The organism is Myxococcus sp. SDU36 (assembly GCF_030168875.1).
In the GTDB taxonomy this organism is placed as follows: Bacteria; Myxococcota; Myxococcia; order Myxococcales; family Myxococcaceae; genus Myxococcus; species Myxococcus vastator.
Genome location: NZ_CP077414.1, coordinates 40915 through 54592, shown reverse-complemented (window position 1 = coordinate 54592; position 13678 = coordinate 40915). Strand labels below are relative to the sequence as shown.

General features: G+C 68.8%; 11 protein-coding genes. 7 read left to right on the top strand and 4 right to left on the bottom strand.

Translation table 11 applies throughout. The features are described from left to right. Positions 1-82 precede the first annotated feature (82 nt). The gene (locus KGD87_RS00240; RefSeq protein WP_284665580.1) at positions 83-2224 is read left to right on the top strand and encodes a S8 family peptidase; all 2142 of its coding nucleotides are present in this window, start codon (positions 83-85) and stop codon (positions 2222-2224) included. A 174-nt stretch (positions 2225-2398) separates the two neighbouring features. After that, on the top strand, positions 2399-3208 hold the full coding sequence (locus KGD87_RS00235; protein ID WP_284665579.1) for a DUF8817 family protein: 810 nt from the start codon (positions 2399-2401) through the stop codon (positions 3206-3208). Positions 3209-3244: 36 nt separating this feature from the next. On the opposite strand, the gene KGD87_RS00230 is transcribed toward KGD87_RS00235, so the two are convergent. Further along, positions 3245-3505, bottom strand: coding sequence for a hypothetical protein (locus KGD87_RS00230; protein ID WP_284665578.1), 261 nt, complete (start codon positions 3503-3505; stop codon positions 3245-3247). Between the two features lie 198 nt (positions 3506-3703). Between KGD87_RS00230 and KGD87_RS00225 the strand changes: the two genes are divergently transcribed. Together KGD87_RS00225 and KGD87_RS00220 are read left to right on the top strand one after the other, a co-directional pair. Next, positions 3704-5446: an N-acyl-D-amino-acid deacylase family protein gene (locus tag KGD87_RS00225; RefSeq protein WP_284665577.1), complete on the top strand. Its 1743-nt coding sequence runs from the start codon at positions 3704-3706 to the stop codon at positions 5444-5446. A gap of 112 nt (positions 5447-5558) precedes the next feature. Beyond that, a complete protein-coding gene (locus KGD87_RS00220) occupies positions 5559-6326 on the top strand; it encodes a M57 family metalloprotease (protein ID WP_284665576.1) in 768 nt (255 codons plus the stop codon). A gap of 85 nt (positions 6327-6411) precedes the next feature. Here the strand turns inward: KGD87_RS00220 and KGD87_RS00215 are convergent, their stop codons facing one another. Further along, complete coding sequence (locus KGD87_RS00215; RefSeq protein ID WP_284665575.1) at positions 6412-7347, bottom strand: DMT family transporter; 936 nt, start codon at positions 7345-7347, stop codon at positions 6412-6414. A gap of 182 nt (positions 7348-7529) precedes the next feature. Here KGD87_RS00215 and KGD87_RS00210 point away from each other — a divergent pair, with 182 nt between their 5' ends. Beyond that, positions 7530-8054: a hypothetical protein gene (locus KGD87_RS00210; protein ID WP_284665574.1), complete on the top strand. Its 525-nt coding sequence runs from the start codon at positions 7530-7532 to the stop codon at positions 8052-8054. 68 nt (positions 8055-8122) lie between these two features. Here KGD87_RS00210 and KGD87_RS00205 read toward each other — a convergent pair whose 3' ends face one another. Next, the gene (locus KGD87_RS00205) at positions 8123-9580 is read right to left on the bottom strand and encodes a hypothetical protein (RefSeq protein WP_284665573.1); all 1458 of its coding nucleotides are present in this window, start codon (positions 9578-9580) and stop codon (positions 8123-8125) included. 282 nt (positions 9581-9862) lie between these two features. Here KGD87_RS00205 and KGD87_RS00200 point away from each other — a divergent pair, with 282 nt between their 5' ends. Further along, on the top strand, positions 9863-12163 hold the full coding sequence (locus KGD87_RS00200; RefSeq protein ID WP_284665572.1) for a zinc-dependent metalloprotease: 2301 nt from the start codon (positions 9863-9865) through the stop codon (positions 12161-12163). A 215-nt stretch (positions 12164-12378) separates the two neighbouring features. On the opposite strand, the gene KGD87_RS00195 is transcribed toward KGD87_RS00200, so the two are convergent. Next, positions 12379-12846, bottom strand: coding sequence for a DUF2147 domain-containing protein (locus KGD87_RS00195; RefSeq protein ID WP_163784068.1), 468 nt, complete (start codon positions 12844-12846; stop codon positions 12379-12381). Positions 12847-13155: 309 nt separating this feature from the next. On the opposite strand from KGD87_RS00195, the gene KGD87_RS00190 reads away from it, so the two are divergent. Continuing rightward, positions 13156-13677, top strand: coding sequence for a biotin transporter BioY (locus KGD87_RS00190; protein WP_284665571.1), 522 nt, complete (start codon positions 13156-13158; stop codon positions 13675-13677). Position 13678 lies beyond the last annotated feature (1 nt).

Below are 13678 nucleotides of genomic sequence, written 5' to 3'. Positions count from 1 at the left end.
GAAGCAACACGCACTGAATACATTGACACACGCGCAGTCCGTCTCAATCGTGGCCTCCACTCACCATTTCACTGGAGGTTGCATGCGCCTGGCTGCCCGAATCCCCCTGCTCTCGACGCTGCTGACGTCGCTGCTGTTGAGCGCTTGCGGAAGTGAATCCCCTGAGCCGTCCCACCCGGTGACAGGCGGAGCCCTCACCCAGCTTGCCGCCACGCCGGCGCCGCTGGAACGACCAGAAACCAGGCGGCGCTTCGCCCCGGGCCAGGCCATCGTGAAGTTAAAGGACTCGGCCAAGGCGCGGGCATCCGCCACCGTGCCCTCCGTGCGTGGCTACCAGACGGCGCTCATCGAACCCCTGCCTGGCGGCGCGTCCCTGGTGTCACTGGTGCGGGAGCAGCCGCTCGCGCGGGCCTCGGTGGCCGAAGAGGAGGCCAGCACCCTGGCGGCCATCGAAGCGCTGCGCCAGGACCCCGACGTCGAATACGCGCACGAGAACCTCTACTTCGAGCTCTTCGCCACACCGACCGACCCGCTGTACTCGCTGCAGTGGAACTACCCGGCCATGAACCTGCCCCAGGCCTGGAACACCGTCACCGGCAACGTCACCATCGCCGTGCTCGACACCGGGCGTCTGGACCACCCGGACCTGCTGGGCCGCTGGACGACGGGCTACGACTTCGGGGATGGGGACGCGGACCCCTATGCCACGGGCACCTATCACCACGGCATCCACGTGGCGGGCATCCTCGCGGCCCGGCCGAACAACGGCGTGGGCGGGGCCGGTATCTGCTGGGGCTGCCAGCTCATGCCGCTCAAGGTGTCGGCGTCGAACGGCGGCATTCTGATGACCGGGGTGAACGCGGCCATCCGCCATGCGGCGGACAACGGCGCGCGTGTCATCAACATGAGCTTCGGTGCGGGCTACAACCCCAATGCCCCCTCCACGCTTCACCCCTGTTCGAACTACCCGGACATGCAGAGCGCGGTGAACTACGCCTTGAGCAAGGGCGTGGTGCTCGTCGCCGCCGCTGGCAACCACGGGGCGGCGAACTACCAGACGGCGAACGTGACGCCCGCCTCCTGCAACGGCGTCATCGCCGTGGGTGCCAGCACCCAATCCGGCGGTGTGGCGAACTGGAGCAACAAGGGCAGCCGCGTCGACGTCATCGCGCCCGGCGGCCTCGCCAGCGCGAGCCTGTATGGCCAGGGCATCGGCTGCCTTCCGGACTCCACGATGGACCCCTATGTCAGCGGCACGGACCAGATTGTGTCGGCCTGGGCCACCGGCAAGCCCTCCTCGGCGCTGACTCCGGGCGACTACTGTTACCGCTACCTGTCGGGGACCTCCATGTCCGCGCCGCATGTCGCGGGCCTCGCCGCGCTGATGCTGTCGCAGAAGCCCTCCCTGACGCCCGCCCAGGTCACCGCGCGCATCAAGCAGACCGCGACGCCCGTCTCCGGCTGCGCCGGCCACTGTGGAACGGGGCGCGTCAACGCGGCGGCGGCCATCTACACCCACCTGCCGTCACGTCCCACCCAGGGGCTCTGGTGGAACCCGGCGCGCTCCGGCAATGCCATTGACCTCCAGCACGTCGCCGCCGACCAGCTCTACGTCACCTGGTTCACGTACACGTCGGCGGGTACCCCCATCTGGTACATCAGCTCCCTGCACGCGGAGCCCGGTGAGTGGCGGGGTGACTTGGTGAGGACGTCGTGGAATGGCGCCAGCGCCACGACCTCCGTCGTCGGCACCGCGCGGCTCATCCTCAGTGGCGGGCAGTGGCACTTCTACTGGATGCTGGGAGGCTTCACCGGCAGCGAGCCCATCCAGCCGTTCGTCTTCGCAAGTGGCGCCCCGGCCATGAACCTGACGGGCGTCTGGTACAACCCCCTGCAGTCTGGCTGGGGCGTCACGTTCGCCAGCCAGGGGACGCTGCACGTCGCCAACGTCACCGTCTACCAGGGGAGCAACCCGGTGTGGCTGCAGGGCGTGGTGAACAGCAGCGGCACTTCACTCTCCTTTCCCATGAGCTACATCACCGGGTACAACCTCTGCCCGGGGTGCTCCGGCACGCCGTCCGTGAACTCGACGCCCGCCGGAACATTCACCATCCATGGCGCGGCGGGCATTCCGAGCGCCGTGCCATCCTCCCTGAGCGTGAGCTTCCCCGGCGGGACGTGGAACCGTCCCTCCTTCTCACTCCAGCGGCTGACCGGCCCGTAGCGCACCGCGTGGCACCGTGCCGAGCCTCGTGTCGGCACGGTGCCCGATGCCCGCACTGCCGTCCCCTGGACGCCCAGGTGCCCTGCTTCCCGAGCGCACGGGCGTCCGTCTTGCGATATCCACGCATGACACGAGAAAGTGCCTCCGGCGACGTCGCTCGTTTATCCTGGTGCCATGGCACCCCATGCGACGAAGGCCACCGCCATCAGCGGGAAGGAAACGACTGTTCCGTTGCTCCCCTGCGTCTCGGCTGACGAAACATTGGAGTTCTACCAGGCGCTCGGCTTCGCCGTGACGTACCAGATGACCAGGCCGTATCTGTACCTGGCGCTGCGCTGGAGCAACATCGACCTGCACTTCGGCAAGGGCGCCAAGAGCCTGGACCCGAGCGAGGAGAACTCGGGGGGCTGCCTGGTCATGGTGGACGCGGTGGAGCCCTACCACCGGGCCTTCACGGACGCGCTGCGCGCCAGGTACGGCAAGGTGCTGGCCACGGGCAGGCCTCGCATCACCCGGTTCAGGCCCGGCCAGAGCCGCTTCTCATTGATTGACCCTACCGGCAACAACATCATCTTCATCCAGCGCGATGAGCCGGAAGACCTGGAGTACGGCGGCTCCGCGAAGCTCACGGGACTGGCGAAGGCCATCGACAACGCGCGCATCCTGCGTGAGTTCAAGAATGACGACAAAGCCGCCGCGCGCGCGCTCGACATCGGGCTCGCCAGGTACGAGGCGGAGGCGCCCGTGGAGGACCGGGTTCGCGCCCTGGCCGCCCGCATGGAGCTGGCGGTTGCCCAGGGGGATGCCACGACGGGCCGGGCGTTGAAGCAGCAACTCCAGGCCTTGCCCCTCTCCGAGGACGCGCGGAGCCAATTGTCCGACGAGCTGAAGGCCGCGGAGCGGCTGGAGGAGTGGCTCGCCCAAACCCGACCTCCCGAGCCCGCGCCGTCCAAGCGCACGGGGCCCCCGCGGCGGCCAAGATAGAGGCGGAAGCCGTCGCGTCGCGCGTGCCCTCGAGCCTCAATCGGCGTCGACGCCCGCGTCGGGACTCCCCGAGCCGCCCCTGCCTTCCCTGAACCCCTGCGCCGCCTCCCGGGCCGCGCCCTGGGCCTCCTTCGCGGCCTCCCGGGCGCCCTCCTGAAGCTCCTTCGTCGCCTCGCCTACTTCGCGCCCCACCTGCCGTGAGTTCTCCCGCGCGGACTGCTCATCGCAGCCGGTGAACGCCGCGAGCGAAGTCCCCAGGCCCACCAGCGTGAGCCACTTCCAACCCTTGCCTTGCATTGCACGCCTCCCTGGCTCGTGGTGCGTTCGCACCTTCCGCGGGCCAACATAGTCACGCCCCCGCGGTGCGGCTGCCTGGGGGTCGAGCGCTCCCCTGACGCGCCCTGGCAATGGCATCCACGTCGGCATGTGCAGGAAAGAACTGTCGGCGCGTCTTCTGGCTGGAAGCTGACAATCCACGGAGCCTAGGCTCCGTCCATGGACCTCATCGTCGAGAACGGCCTCGTGTTCGATGGTCTGGGCAATCCCCCGCGCAAGCTGCATGTGGGCATCCAGGGAAACACCGTCACCACGCTTTCGGAAGCCCCGATTCCGCGCGCCCCGCACACGCGCGTCATCGACGCCACCGGCCACTGGGTGACACCGGGCTTCATCGACTGCCACACGCACTATGACGCGGAGGTGGAGCTGGCGCCCTCACTGTCGGAGTCCGTGCGACACGGCGTCACCACGGTGCTGATGGGGAGCTGCTCGCTCAGCCTCGCGCTGGGCACGCCCGAGGACCTGGCGGACATGTTCTGCCGCGTGGAGGCCATTCCCTACGAGACAGTCCGAACGCTGCTGGAGGAGCGCAAGACGTGGAACACGCTCGGCGACTACCTGACGCACCTGGAGCAGTTGCCGCTGGGCCCCCATGTCGCGTCCTTCCTGGGGCACTCCGCGCTGCGAGCCCACACCATGGGCCTGCACCGCAGCCTGGAGCCCGGCCTGCGCCCGCGGGAGGACGAGCTGCGCGCCATGGAGTCCCTGGTGCGCGAGGGGCTCGAGCTCGGCTACCTGGGCCTGTCGGTGATGACGCTCAAGTGGGACAAGATGGGCGGCACGCGCGACATCCGCAGCCGCCCCCTGCCGTCCACCTACGCCCGCTGGAGCGAGTACCGCCGCCTGACGCGGCTGCTCCGTGAGCGGGGCCGCGTCTTCCAGGGCGTGCCCAACATCAGCACCAAGGTGAACGTGGTGCTGTTCTTCCTGGAGAGCATCGGGTTGTTCCGCCCGAGCCTCAAGACGACCGTCATCTCCATGATGGACCCGCGCGCCAGCCGCGGCATCCACCGCATCATCGGCGCGCTCTCCCAGGTGGCCAACCGGCTGCTGGGGGCGGACTTCCGGTGGCAGGCCCTGCCCGAAGTCTTCGACCTCTGGGCGGACGGCATCGACCTGGTCGTCTTCGAGGAGTTCGGCGCGGGCGCCGCCGCCCTCCACCTCCAGGACGCCGCCTCACGCGCGGGGTTGCTGCGAACGCCGGAGTACCGTGAGCGCTTCCGCCGCGAGTGGACGAACCGCTTCCTGCCGCGGGCCTTCCACCGGGACTTCAACGAGTCGCGCATCCTCCAGTGCCCCGACGCCAGCGTGGTGGGCAAGTCCTTCGCCCAGGTGGCGCAGGAGCAGGGGCGTGACGCGGTGGACGTGTTCCTGGACCTCATCTCCACCCACGGCGACGCGCTGCGCTGGTACACGGTGATGGCCAATGACCGGCGCGAGGAGCTGGAGCGCATCTGCCGGCACCCGGACATCCTCATGGGCTTCTCGGATGCGGGAGCGCACCTGCGCAACATGGCGCACTACAACTTCCCCCTGCGGCTGCTGCGGCTGGTGCGCGAGGCGGAGAAGCGCGGCGAGCCCTTCATGAGCGTGGAGCGCGCCGTCCACCGGCTCACCGGGGAGCTGGCCGGCTGGTTCGGCCTGGATGCGGGGGTGCTCGCGGAGGGCCGGCGCGCGGACCTGGTCGTCATCCACCCCGACGGCCTGGACGCGAAGCTCGACGAGGTGGCGGAGGCCCCCATGGAGAACTTCGGTGGCTTCGTCCGGCTGGTCCGCCGCAATGACGCCGCGGTGAAGGCAGTGCTCATCTCCGGGCGCGAAGCCGTGAATGAAGCCGGCGTGTCTCCGGCGCTGGGCCGGGAGCGCGGCTTCGGCGGCGTGCTCCGTGCCCGGGCCTGAGGCCACGGCGCACTGCGTAGGACGGTGAGGCACGGTGCCGCCGCTACTGCCGCCATGCTTTACTCAAACGCGCAGCGCGGAAACCCGTTTCAAGACAGGAGCCCATCCAACCATGCTCAAGAGAGCGGCAGTCCTGATGTTGAACTGTGGCGTATTGCTGTCCGGCTGCGGTCCCGACTCACCTGGCGGGAACGCGGAGATCCTCTCCAATCTGACCGAGGCAGGGTTTCGCGCCGAGGACATCACCGTCGTCGATGACGCCGTCTATGTCGGGGGCGACGCGCATGTGCCGCTCGCGGCCTCCCGGGAGATGCTCCAGCGTGGCGAAGGGAGCCAGGAGCAATACAGGACGACCAACCTCGTCGGCCCCAGCGTGACCCTGATTTGCGTCAATCCCACGGCGGCGTTCCAGAGCTATGCCCAGCTCAACAAGGGCCTCGACCTGGCCCTCGCCAACTACAATGACCTGGGGCTCAGGATTACCTTTGTTCGGGGCCCGCTCGCCAAATGCAACGCCACCATCATCGCGACGACCATGGCCGGCACCGGTCACTCCACGGGCTTTCCCTCGGGAGGACTGCCCTATGGGTTGATTTCGATTGGCACCGGACTGAACAACTTCGGCCTGGACGTGAATGAGCATGTCATCACCCACGCGCTGGGCCATACCCTGGGCCTCGTTCACTCGGACTACTTCAACCCGAGCATCAGTTGTGGCAGCGTGGGTGGCGGCGGCCCTACGGGCGTGGGCGTCATCCACATCCCCGGGACGCCCACCGGGGCAACGCCGGGTGGCTCCATCATGAACACCTGCTTCCCAGTCAGCACGAACGGTGAGCTCACGTCCTCCGACATCGCCGCGCTGAACTACATGTACTGAGCCGCGGCGCGACGGTGCGCCTGCACATGAGGCGCATCGTCGCGGACCGGGGCCTCATCGGTGCGTCCCCCCCGGCGCGGAAGGCTCAGGTCGTCCCCGTCTTCAGCGCGGGCCGAGGCCGAAGCAGGCTTGAACCACTGACAATGAGAATCCCGGTGAGCACCAACACGGCCCCCACCGCGAAGAAGCCATCCGCATGCTCGTTCAGCACCAGGATGCCCGCGCTGACGCCAAACAGCGGCGTCATGAAGGAGAAGACCGACAGGTTGGAGGCAAGATAGCGGCGCAGGAGCCAGAACCAGGTGAGATAGCTGGCGAAGCAGACGATGACACCCTGGAACAACAGACTTGCCCACGCAATGGGCGTCATGGAAATCGGGCCGGCCTGTCCTGTGAGCAGGGCCATCGGCAGCAGGAGCGCGACGCCGCCCACCAGTTGGTACAGGAGTGTCTGGGTGGGTGGCGCCTCGGACAGCGCCGAGACGCGAATGGCCACGGTGGTGGCCCCCCAGGCCAGCCCGCCCAGCAGCCCCAGCGCGTCGCCCCAGAGCACGCCCGGGCTGATGCCGCCTTGGAGCCAGCCACCTCCAAAAGCCAGCGCGATGCCCGCGAAAGCCACGGCGATGCCCAACCACTGCGTGCGCCGCAGCCGCTCGGAAGCCACGAGCCAGTCCAGGCCCAGGGCGGCGAAGACGGGCGCGGTGTAGAGGAAGACACCCATGTGTGACGCGTGGGTGTGGCGCAGCCCCTCGCCAACGAAGAGGAACTCCAGGGCGAAGAGCGCGCCCACCACGAGCCCCGGGCGCCAGGGGCCACGGAGCAAGAGCCCTCGCTCACCGCGCAGCCAGCACAACAACCCCACGAGCAGCGCGCCCACCCCCGAGCGCACCGCCATCTGCATCATGGAGGGGATGTGGGGAGCGGCCAGCTTGACGGCCACCTGCTGCATGCCCCAGATGGAGCACAACGCGAGCATGGTCGCGAGCGCGAAGCCGTCCGCGGGTTTCCGGTGAGAAATCATGCGAGCATCCTTCGCATGGCGGGGCTGATTGCTGTAGCGCGATTCCGACACCACGAAGGTTCCACCCCCGTGTATCTCCGGACGGCGAGCCTGGCGCCGCCGCGGCACGGCAGTTGGCTTCCATCCGAGATGGAGCACCGGAGCCACGGAGCAGTGGCTTCGTGGCGCAGTGAGGGACGCACATGAATCTCATTGAATGCTCATCCCTGGCCGGGGCCCTCGCTGGCAGCTGCGTGGGCGGGGTGTTCGGCTATCAGTGGGCGGGCGTGCTGGGCGCCGGGGCGGGCGCGGTGGGGGGCCTTGTCCTGGGCCTGTTTCCAGGCCCGCTCATCGGCGGTGGACTGTTCTGGGTCGTCCTGACGCAGGAACGCTGGTCCCGGCGGAAGCGACTGCGCCCCCGCCTCGGACGCTACTGGACTCGGGACCGGGCCCAGGCCTGGGTGGACCTGAAGGAACGGCTTCCTGTCGCAACGGCGGTCCAGGGCACCGTCATCCTGCGCGAGTCCTTCGGCTGTCATCTCGACATCGGAGTCGCCTTCCCCGCGCGAATCGACTCCTGGAACCACCCGCACGACGACCCCGACCCGCCCCCGCTCGATGCCCGCGTGGAAGCCACCGTGCGCTCGTTCGACGATGAGAACCGGGAAGTGGTCCTCACGCGCAAGGAGCAAGCACCGCCTGGGGAGAAGCGCCCCTCCGCCCGCTGAAGAAACGAGGGCCGCGCCCCCCTTGGAATGGGCGCGGCCCTCACATGCGGCATCGAAGAATCGAAGGACTACTCGCAGCTGCCCTGCCGCAGGTACGACAACAGCGAGGCCTCGTCCTCGGAGGCAGGCGCCGCGCCCACCAGGCACTGCCCCTGGGCGACGACCACCTGCGAGTCATTGGCGGAGAGCAGCAGCTCGCCCGTCACGACCTGCAGGCCTCCCTTGAAGCCCGTGGCGCTGTTGGCGGGCGCGGCGCGCAGGCTCGGCCCCCCTTCGCCGCCGCTGAGACGCAGGCGGTAGGTCGCGTCCTCATACGCCGCGGGAATCTCCGACGCGGGCTCCGCCTTCAGGGGCGCCAGGTAGAAGCGCGTCACCAGGTCGAACTCCGGCTGCACCTTCAGCAGCGGCGCGCCATCCGCCCCGCGCGTCAGCGTCACGTCGAAGTGCCGGCCGGACTGCGCGTTGAGGTCCAGCTCGAAGAGCTTGTCGTTCCCCAGGCTCACGTGGGTCTGCGCGTCACCAAGGCCCAGGTGCTTCACCACGACGTCCGTCTGGTTCTCCGTCGCCTCGACGGAGTACGAGATGCCAGCCAGGGACACCGTCCAGTCCTTGCCCTGCAGCGACGGCGCCCAGCCCGTGTACGGGAGGCGGACCTCCGTGGTGTTCAGGTCCAGCGAGAAGCGCGCGCGCTTCGCCTGGCCGTCCGCCTCGAACGCCACGAGCGGCTCGGCCCGCGCGGAGGAGAACGCGAAGGTGCGTCCCTCCAGCGCCAGCTCCAGCCGCAGCGCGTCCAGGATGGAGGCGCTGACAATCCAGTGCGCCTCGCCCTCCTTCGTCGCCTTGAGCTCGACCTGTCCCACCATCACGCTCGGCAGGATGCCGGCCGACTCGGCGTCGAGCTGCTCCACCGCGCCCTTCAAGCCCCCCAGGTCCACCACCAGCGAGACGGCCTTGGGCAGGAAGCGCAGCGCCAGCGGCTCCGCGCGGTTCGCGCCGATGAGCAGCTCCAGCTCCAGGGAGTCATCCCCCTGGCTCGTGGCGCGGATGCGCAGCTGTGCATCCTCCACGAAGCGGACACAGTCCTCGTCCGCACGCTCACTGCCGTCCGTGCAGACCTGCTCGCCCTTCAAGCGGAAGATGGTGGCGTTGTCCTCCACGGACTCCACGTTGGCCTCGGTGAAGACGCGCTCGCGCAGGAACCGCTCCAGCGCGTCCGCCTGCGTGTCCACCTCATCCGCGTCGAACATGGCGGACAGCGCCTCGCCCTCGTCACCGGCCGGCAGCCCTGGGAGCGGCACGCCCTCGAAGCCCGCACCGAACAGCGCCATCGCGTCGCCCAGGCCATTGAGCGTCGACAGGCCGCTCACGGTCTTCATGCTGCTGCTGACACCCCGCAGCGTCTCCGCCGACCGGGAGGCGGCGATGTCAGCGACCTTCTTCGCGTCGGGAGCTTCATCGGAATCACAGCCCGTCGTGACGAGGGCGATAGCCGCGACCGCGGCGAGCCAGGACCTGGAGTTCTGCATGGGGCGTTGCTCCTTGGGGTGGGTAGACAGTGCCCCCCGCCTGAGCAACGTCCGCGCCAACCCAGGCTCCAGGTGTTTCCAAGGGTTTTTGACACATCCCGGGCCTCAAAGCCGGGGTTGCCATGACATCCCTGTCATGACGGGCCGTTCGGCGCCGGGGAGATACTTGCGCGGTGAGGGCGATTCCTCCCAGCCGCCGCCTCCGCTGAGGGCCGCGATGCAGGCGTCCCGTTGCTCCAGCACCGGATGGAAATTCCTCCGTCCGGCGGTCTGGAGCACGACATGTTCGAATGGAGTACGCACAAGCGACGTGCCTGGTGGGGCGCGTTGTCGCTGACGCTGGCCCTTGGCACTGGCTGCGGGGGCGGCATGACAGAGCCGACCACGCCCCCACCGGAAGCACCCGGGCCCGGGCTCGCCGTGGAGCTCGCGGGTGACTTCGTGGCCATCCCCCGGGAGCTGCGCCCGGAGCAGCGGCACCACGTGGACCAGAAGCTGGGCGGCGTGGTGGAGGACGCGGGCAAGAGCTTCTATCTGGCCATCCGTCGCAGCGAGCTGCGCCAGCGATGGTTCCTCACGGCGTTCGCCAAGCAGTACCACCCCGGAGGCGTGGGCAACCGCGCGGGCGAAGTGCTGGGCAGCCGGGTGGTGAGCTTCGAGGAGCAGAACGGCAAGCTCTTCGTCTTCGACGTCGACAAGCGCAAGGTGATGAGTGACGTGTTCGACCCGCAGCTCCTGGTCGAGGCGTATCCCATCGTCACCGACTATCGTCCGTTCAACCGGCTGCCCGGTGCGAGCCAGTACGTGCTCATCGACCCCACGGCAGGCCTCAACCGCTACGGCGTCGTTGGCGACAGGGTCGGCCAGAATGGCGTCCACTTCCAGGTGGAGCTGAGCTTCGCGCAGCGCTTCCGGCGGCTCGCCGATGGGGTCGCCTACGAGCAGGTCTTCACCGGCTACGCCGACCTCCCCTGGGAGTGGGCGTCCTACTACGGCGAGGACAATGCCTTCCGGACGGCGGGGACGCTGGCCATCTCCCTTCGCAAATACAAGGAGGGGCCGGGCTACACCCCCACCCCGCTGCCGCCCCGGGAGCTCTACTTCCGCAGCGACCGGCGGCTCGTGCCCAACACGACAGCGGAGCAGTTCGAACAGGTGGCCCTGAAGTGGAACATCCACCCCGGCATGAAGCCCATCCGCTGGCACATCATGGACACCGTGCTCGCGGCGCAGCAGGACCCTCGCCTGCAGCCGTATGACGTCGTGGGCGCGATGAAGCGCGGCATCGAAGGATGGAACGCCGCGTTTGGCTTCCCCGTGTTCGAGGCGGTGGTCGGCGGTGGCCCCCAGGACTTCGCCGACGACGACCGCAACGTCGTCATCTTCGACACGGACGAGCTGATGCCCCTGGCCTTCGCGAACTGGCGCAGCAATCCCATCACCGGTGAGATTCGAGGGGCCAGCGTCTACCACTCGGTGAGCTGGCTGCTGTTCGCGGTCGAGGCGTTCGCGGAGGAGGCCCCGCTCACCGAGCGCGTCGCCGAGCTGGCCACCGCGCCCCCCGCGCCGAGGCTCCGGCTGTCCTGGTCCGGCCTGGAGGGCACCGCGCCTTGTGAGCTGAGCGCATCGGACCCACGCCAGGTGCGCGCCCGCCTCCAGGGCTCGGTCCACCCCAGGCTCGCGGCGCTCACCCCGAAGCAGAAGGTGGAGGCGCACATCACGCACGTCATGCTCCACGAGGTGGGGCACACGCTGGGCCTGCGCCACAACTTCTCCGGTTCGCGCGTCAACGACGGCAGCCCCAACAGCCTCGTCTCCACCTCGGTGATGGACTACCTGCTCGACGAGGACCGGGCCCTCATGGATGCCCCGGGCGTCTACGACGTGCGCGCCGTCCGCTACCTCTATGGCCTGTCATCCGAGCTGCCCGCGACGGACGCCTTCTGCTCGGATGACGACCGCCGCGTCGACCCGTACTGCGCCACGTATGACCGCTTCGGTGATTCCCTCACGCTGCATCATGGCCCCGTTTTCCAAGGGCACCAGGACTCCCTGCTGACCAGCCCCAATCCCTGGCCCCGCCTGCAGTTCTACTTCGACTACGTGTCCTCGCCGTACCTGGGGTTCCTGCGCATCACCGACCCGGCCAGTCAGGCCACGGCCTACGCGCTGGCCATGCAGAAGCTCCGGCCGCCGCTCGTGATTCCCCCGGGCGCCCGGCCGGACTACGCGGCCCGCGCGGATGAGCTCACGCGGCGCATCTTCCAGCGGCTGTACCTGGACCCTGCGTCGAGCCGGGGCAGCTTCACCAGCGACCCGCCGCCGTCCCCCGTGCTGCTGACGCCCATGCTGGCGGACATCGAGGCCATCATCCTCAACACGGACGGCGTGCGCAGCCACGCGGCGCGCCGCACCCTGGTGGACGTCCTCAAGGCCCAGCAGTCGCTCGGCGCGTACCAACTGCTGCGCGAGGTGCGCGACTCGCTCAACGCCAGCCTGCCCTCGCTGCCCCCTGAAGAGCAGGTGCTGACCGAGGACCTGGTGACGCGCATCTCGGTCGCCCTGGCTCCGTACTACCGCTAAGTGGAGCGTGAACCTCCGGGCCCGTGCCTCACATGTTCGAGACATGGACCTGGCGGTGGCGTCCCGGTGGCGGCGCCTCCACCAGCCCCGCCACGCGGCCCCAGAGCGCTCCGAGGCCCGCGTCCACGGATGGCGCCGGTGAGACGCAGCAAGGCGCGAAGCAGGCACTGCGAGCGGAAGCGGGAGGTGCCCGCTTCCGCCCTCCACCGGAGGTGCTACTCGGCGCGGACCCAGTACTGGGTGCGCCCCAGCAGCGACATGCCGACGTAGCCGCGGACCTTCAGCTTCTTGCCGCCATCTTCGACGGCGACCTTGCACTTGTAGGTCTTGCCATTCGCGGGGTCGAGGATCTTGCCGCCGGACCACTCGTCATCATCCTTCTCCAGGTCGCGAAGGATGGTCATCCCGATGATGGGCTGATTCTTCAGCGAGCCCTCGCACTTGTCGCAGAGCGGGTTCTGCTCTTCCTTGGGCTCGCGGAAGAGCTTCTCAATCTTCCCGTACAGCTTGCCGTTCTCCTCGTAGATGGCGATGACGGACTTGGGCTTCTTCGTCTCGTCATCAATGGTCGTCCACCGGCCGACGGCGGCATTGGTCGCGGCGGGGGCCTTGTCCTCGGCGACGGCGTTCGAGGCCAGCAGCAAGGTCAGGGAAGCGAGTCCAAACCAGCGGGTTGCGTTCATGTCTTGGTGTCCTTCCGCGCGGGGGCGCACGCTGGAGGAAGCATGCGCACAAGCCCCGCATCAGCTCGTTTGTACTCCACCGCCTTGCCGGCACCTAAACGTGCCGCCTCGCGTCATCGCTGTCTCACCGCGGAGTTGAGGAAAGCGGGTTTCTCCAGCGTTGCGCCTCGTGACGCCAGCGTGTACCCCACCGGCGCGCCGTGTCCTCGCGGTGTCCGACTCTGGAGGCTCCGCCTGACGCTCGCCACCACCGCCCGCCCCCGCCTCCGCGTGCTCGCCGATGACGTCGCGCGCTCCCGGGCTCACGACGTGGCGCTCGTGCTCGGCGGCGCGCTGCTCACGGCGGGGCTCGCACAAGTCTCCCTTTCAGTGCCGGGCTCGCCCGTTCCCATCACGGGTCAGTCCCTGGGCGTCATCGTCGCTGCCGCGGCGCTCGGCCCCGCGCGAGGCACGGCCGCGCAGCTCCTGTACCTCCTGATGGGCGCGGCGGGCCTGCCGTTCTTCGCGGAGGGCGCCAGCGGCCTGGAACGCATCCTGGGGGCAACGGGGGGATACCTGGTCGGCTTCGTTCCAGCGGCCTTCCTGGTGGGGCTGGCGGCACGACGGGGTGTTGACCGGCGGCCGTGGACCGCGCTGCCGCTCTTTGTCGTGGGCCAACTGGCCGTCTTCGCCGTCGGCCTGCCCTGGCTTGTCCTGTCCGCCCGGCTCGACGTGGCCAAGGCCCTTGGCGTCGGCTTCACGCCCTTCCTTCCTGGAGGGCTCCTCAAGGCGGCCATCGCCGCCGTGCTGCTGCCCCTCGCGTGGCGGCTGGTGGGGCCGCGCAAGGAGTGAC

What these genes read in the sequence shown, in the direction of transcription:
- KGD87_RS00240 (WP_284665580.1), top strand. Translation starts at nt 83, where the DNA reads ATGCGCCTGGCTGCCCGAATCCCCCTGCTCTCGACGCTGCTGACGTCG.
- KGD87_RS00235 (WP_284665579.1), top strand. Translation starts at nt 2,399, where the DNA reads ATGGCACCCCATGCGACGAAGGCCACCGCCATCAGCGGGAAGGAAACG.
- KGD87_RS00230 (WP_284665578.1), bottom strand. Translation starts at nt 3,505, where the DNA reads ATGCAAGGCAAGGGTTGGAAGTGGCTCACGCTGGTGGGCCTGGGGACT.
- KGD87_RS00225 (WP_284665577.1), top strand. Translation starts at nt 3,704, where the DNA reads ATGGACCTCATCGTCGAGAACGGCCTCGTGTTCGATGGTCTGGGCAAT.
- KGD87_RS00220 (WP_284665576.1), top strand. Translation starts at nt 5,559, where the DNA reads ATGCTCAAGAGAGCGGCAGTCCTGATGTTGAACTGTGGCGTATTGCTG.
- KGD87_RS00215 (WP_284665575.1), bottom strand. Translation starts at nt 7,347, where the DNA reads ATGATTTCTCACCGGAAACCCGCGGACGGCTTCGCGCTCGCGACCATG.
- KGD87_RS00210 (WP_284665574.1), top strand. Translation starts at nt 7,530, where the DNA reads ATGAATCTCATTGAATGCTCATCCCTGGCCGGGGCCCTCGCTGGCAGC.
- KGD87_RS00205 (WP_284665573.1), bottom strand. Translation starts at nt 9,580, where the DNA reads ATGCAGAACTCCAGGTCCTGGCTCGCCGCGGTCGCGGCTATCGCCCTC.
- KGD87_RS00200 (WP_284665572.1), top strand. Translation starts at nt 9,863, where the DNA reads ATGTTCGAATGGAGTACGCACAAGCGACGTGCCTGGTGGGGCGCGTTG.
- KGD87_RS00195 (WP_163784068.1), bottom strand. Translation starts at nt 12,846, where the DNA reads ATGAACGCAACCCGCTGGTTTGGACTCGCTTCCCTGACCTTGCTGCTG.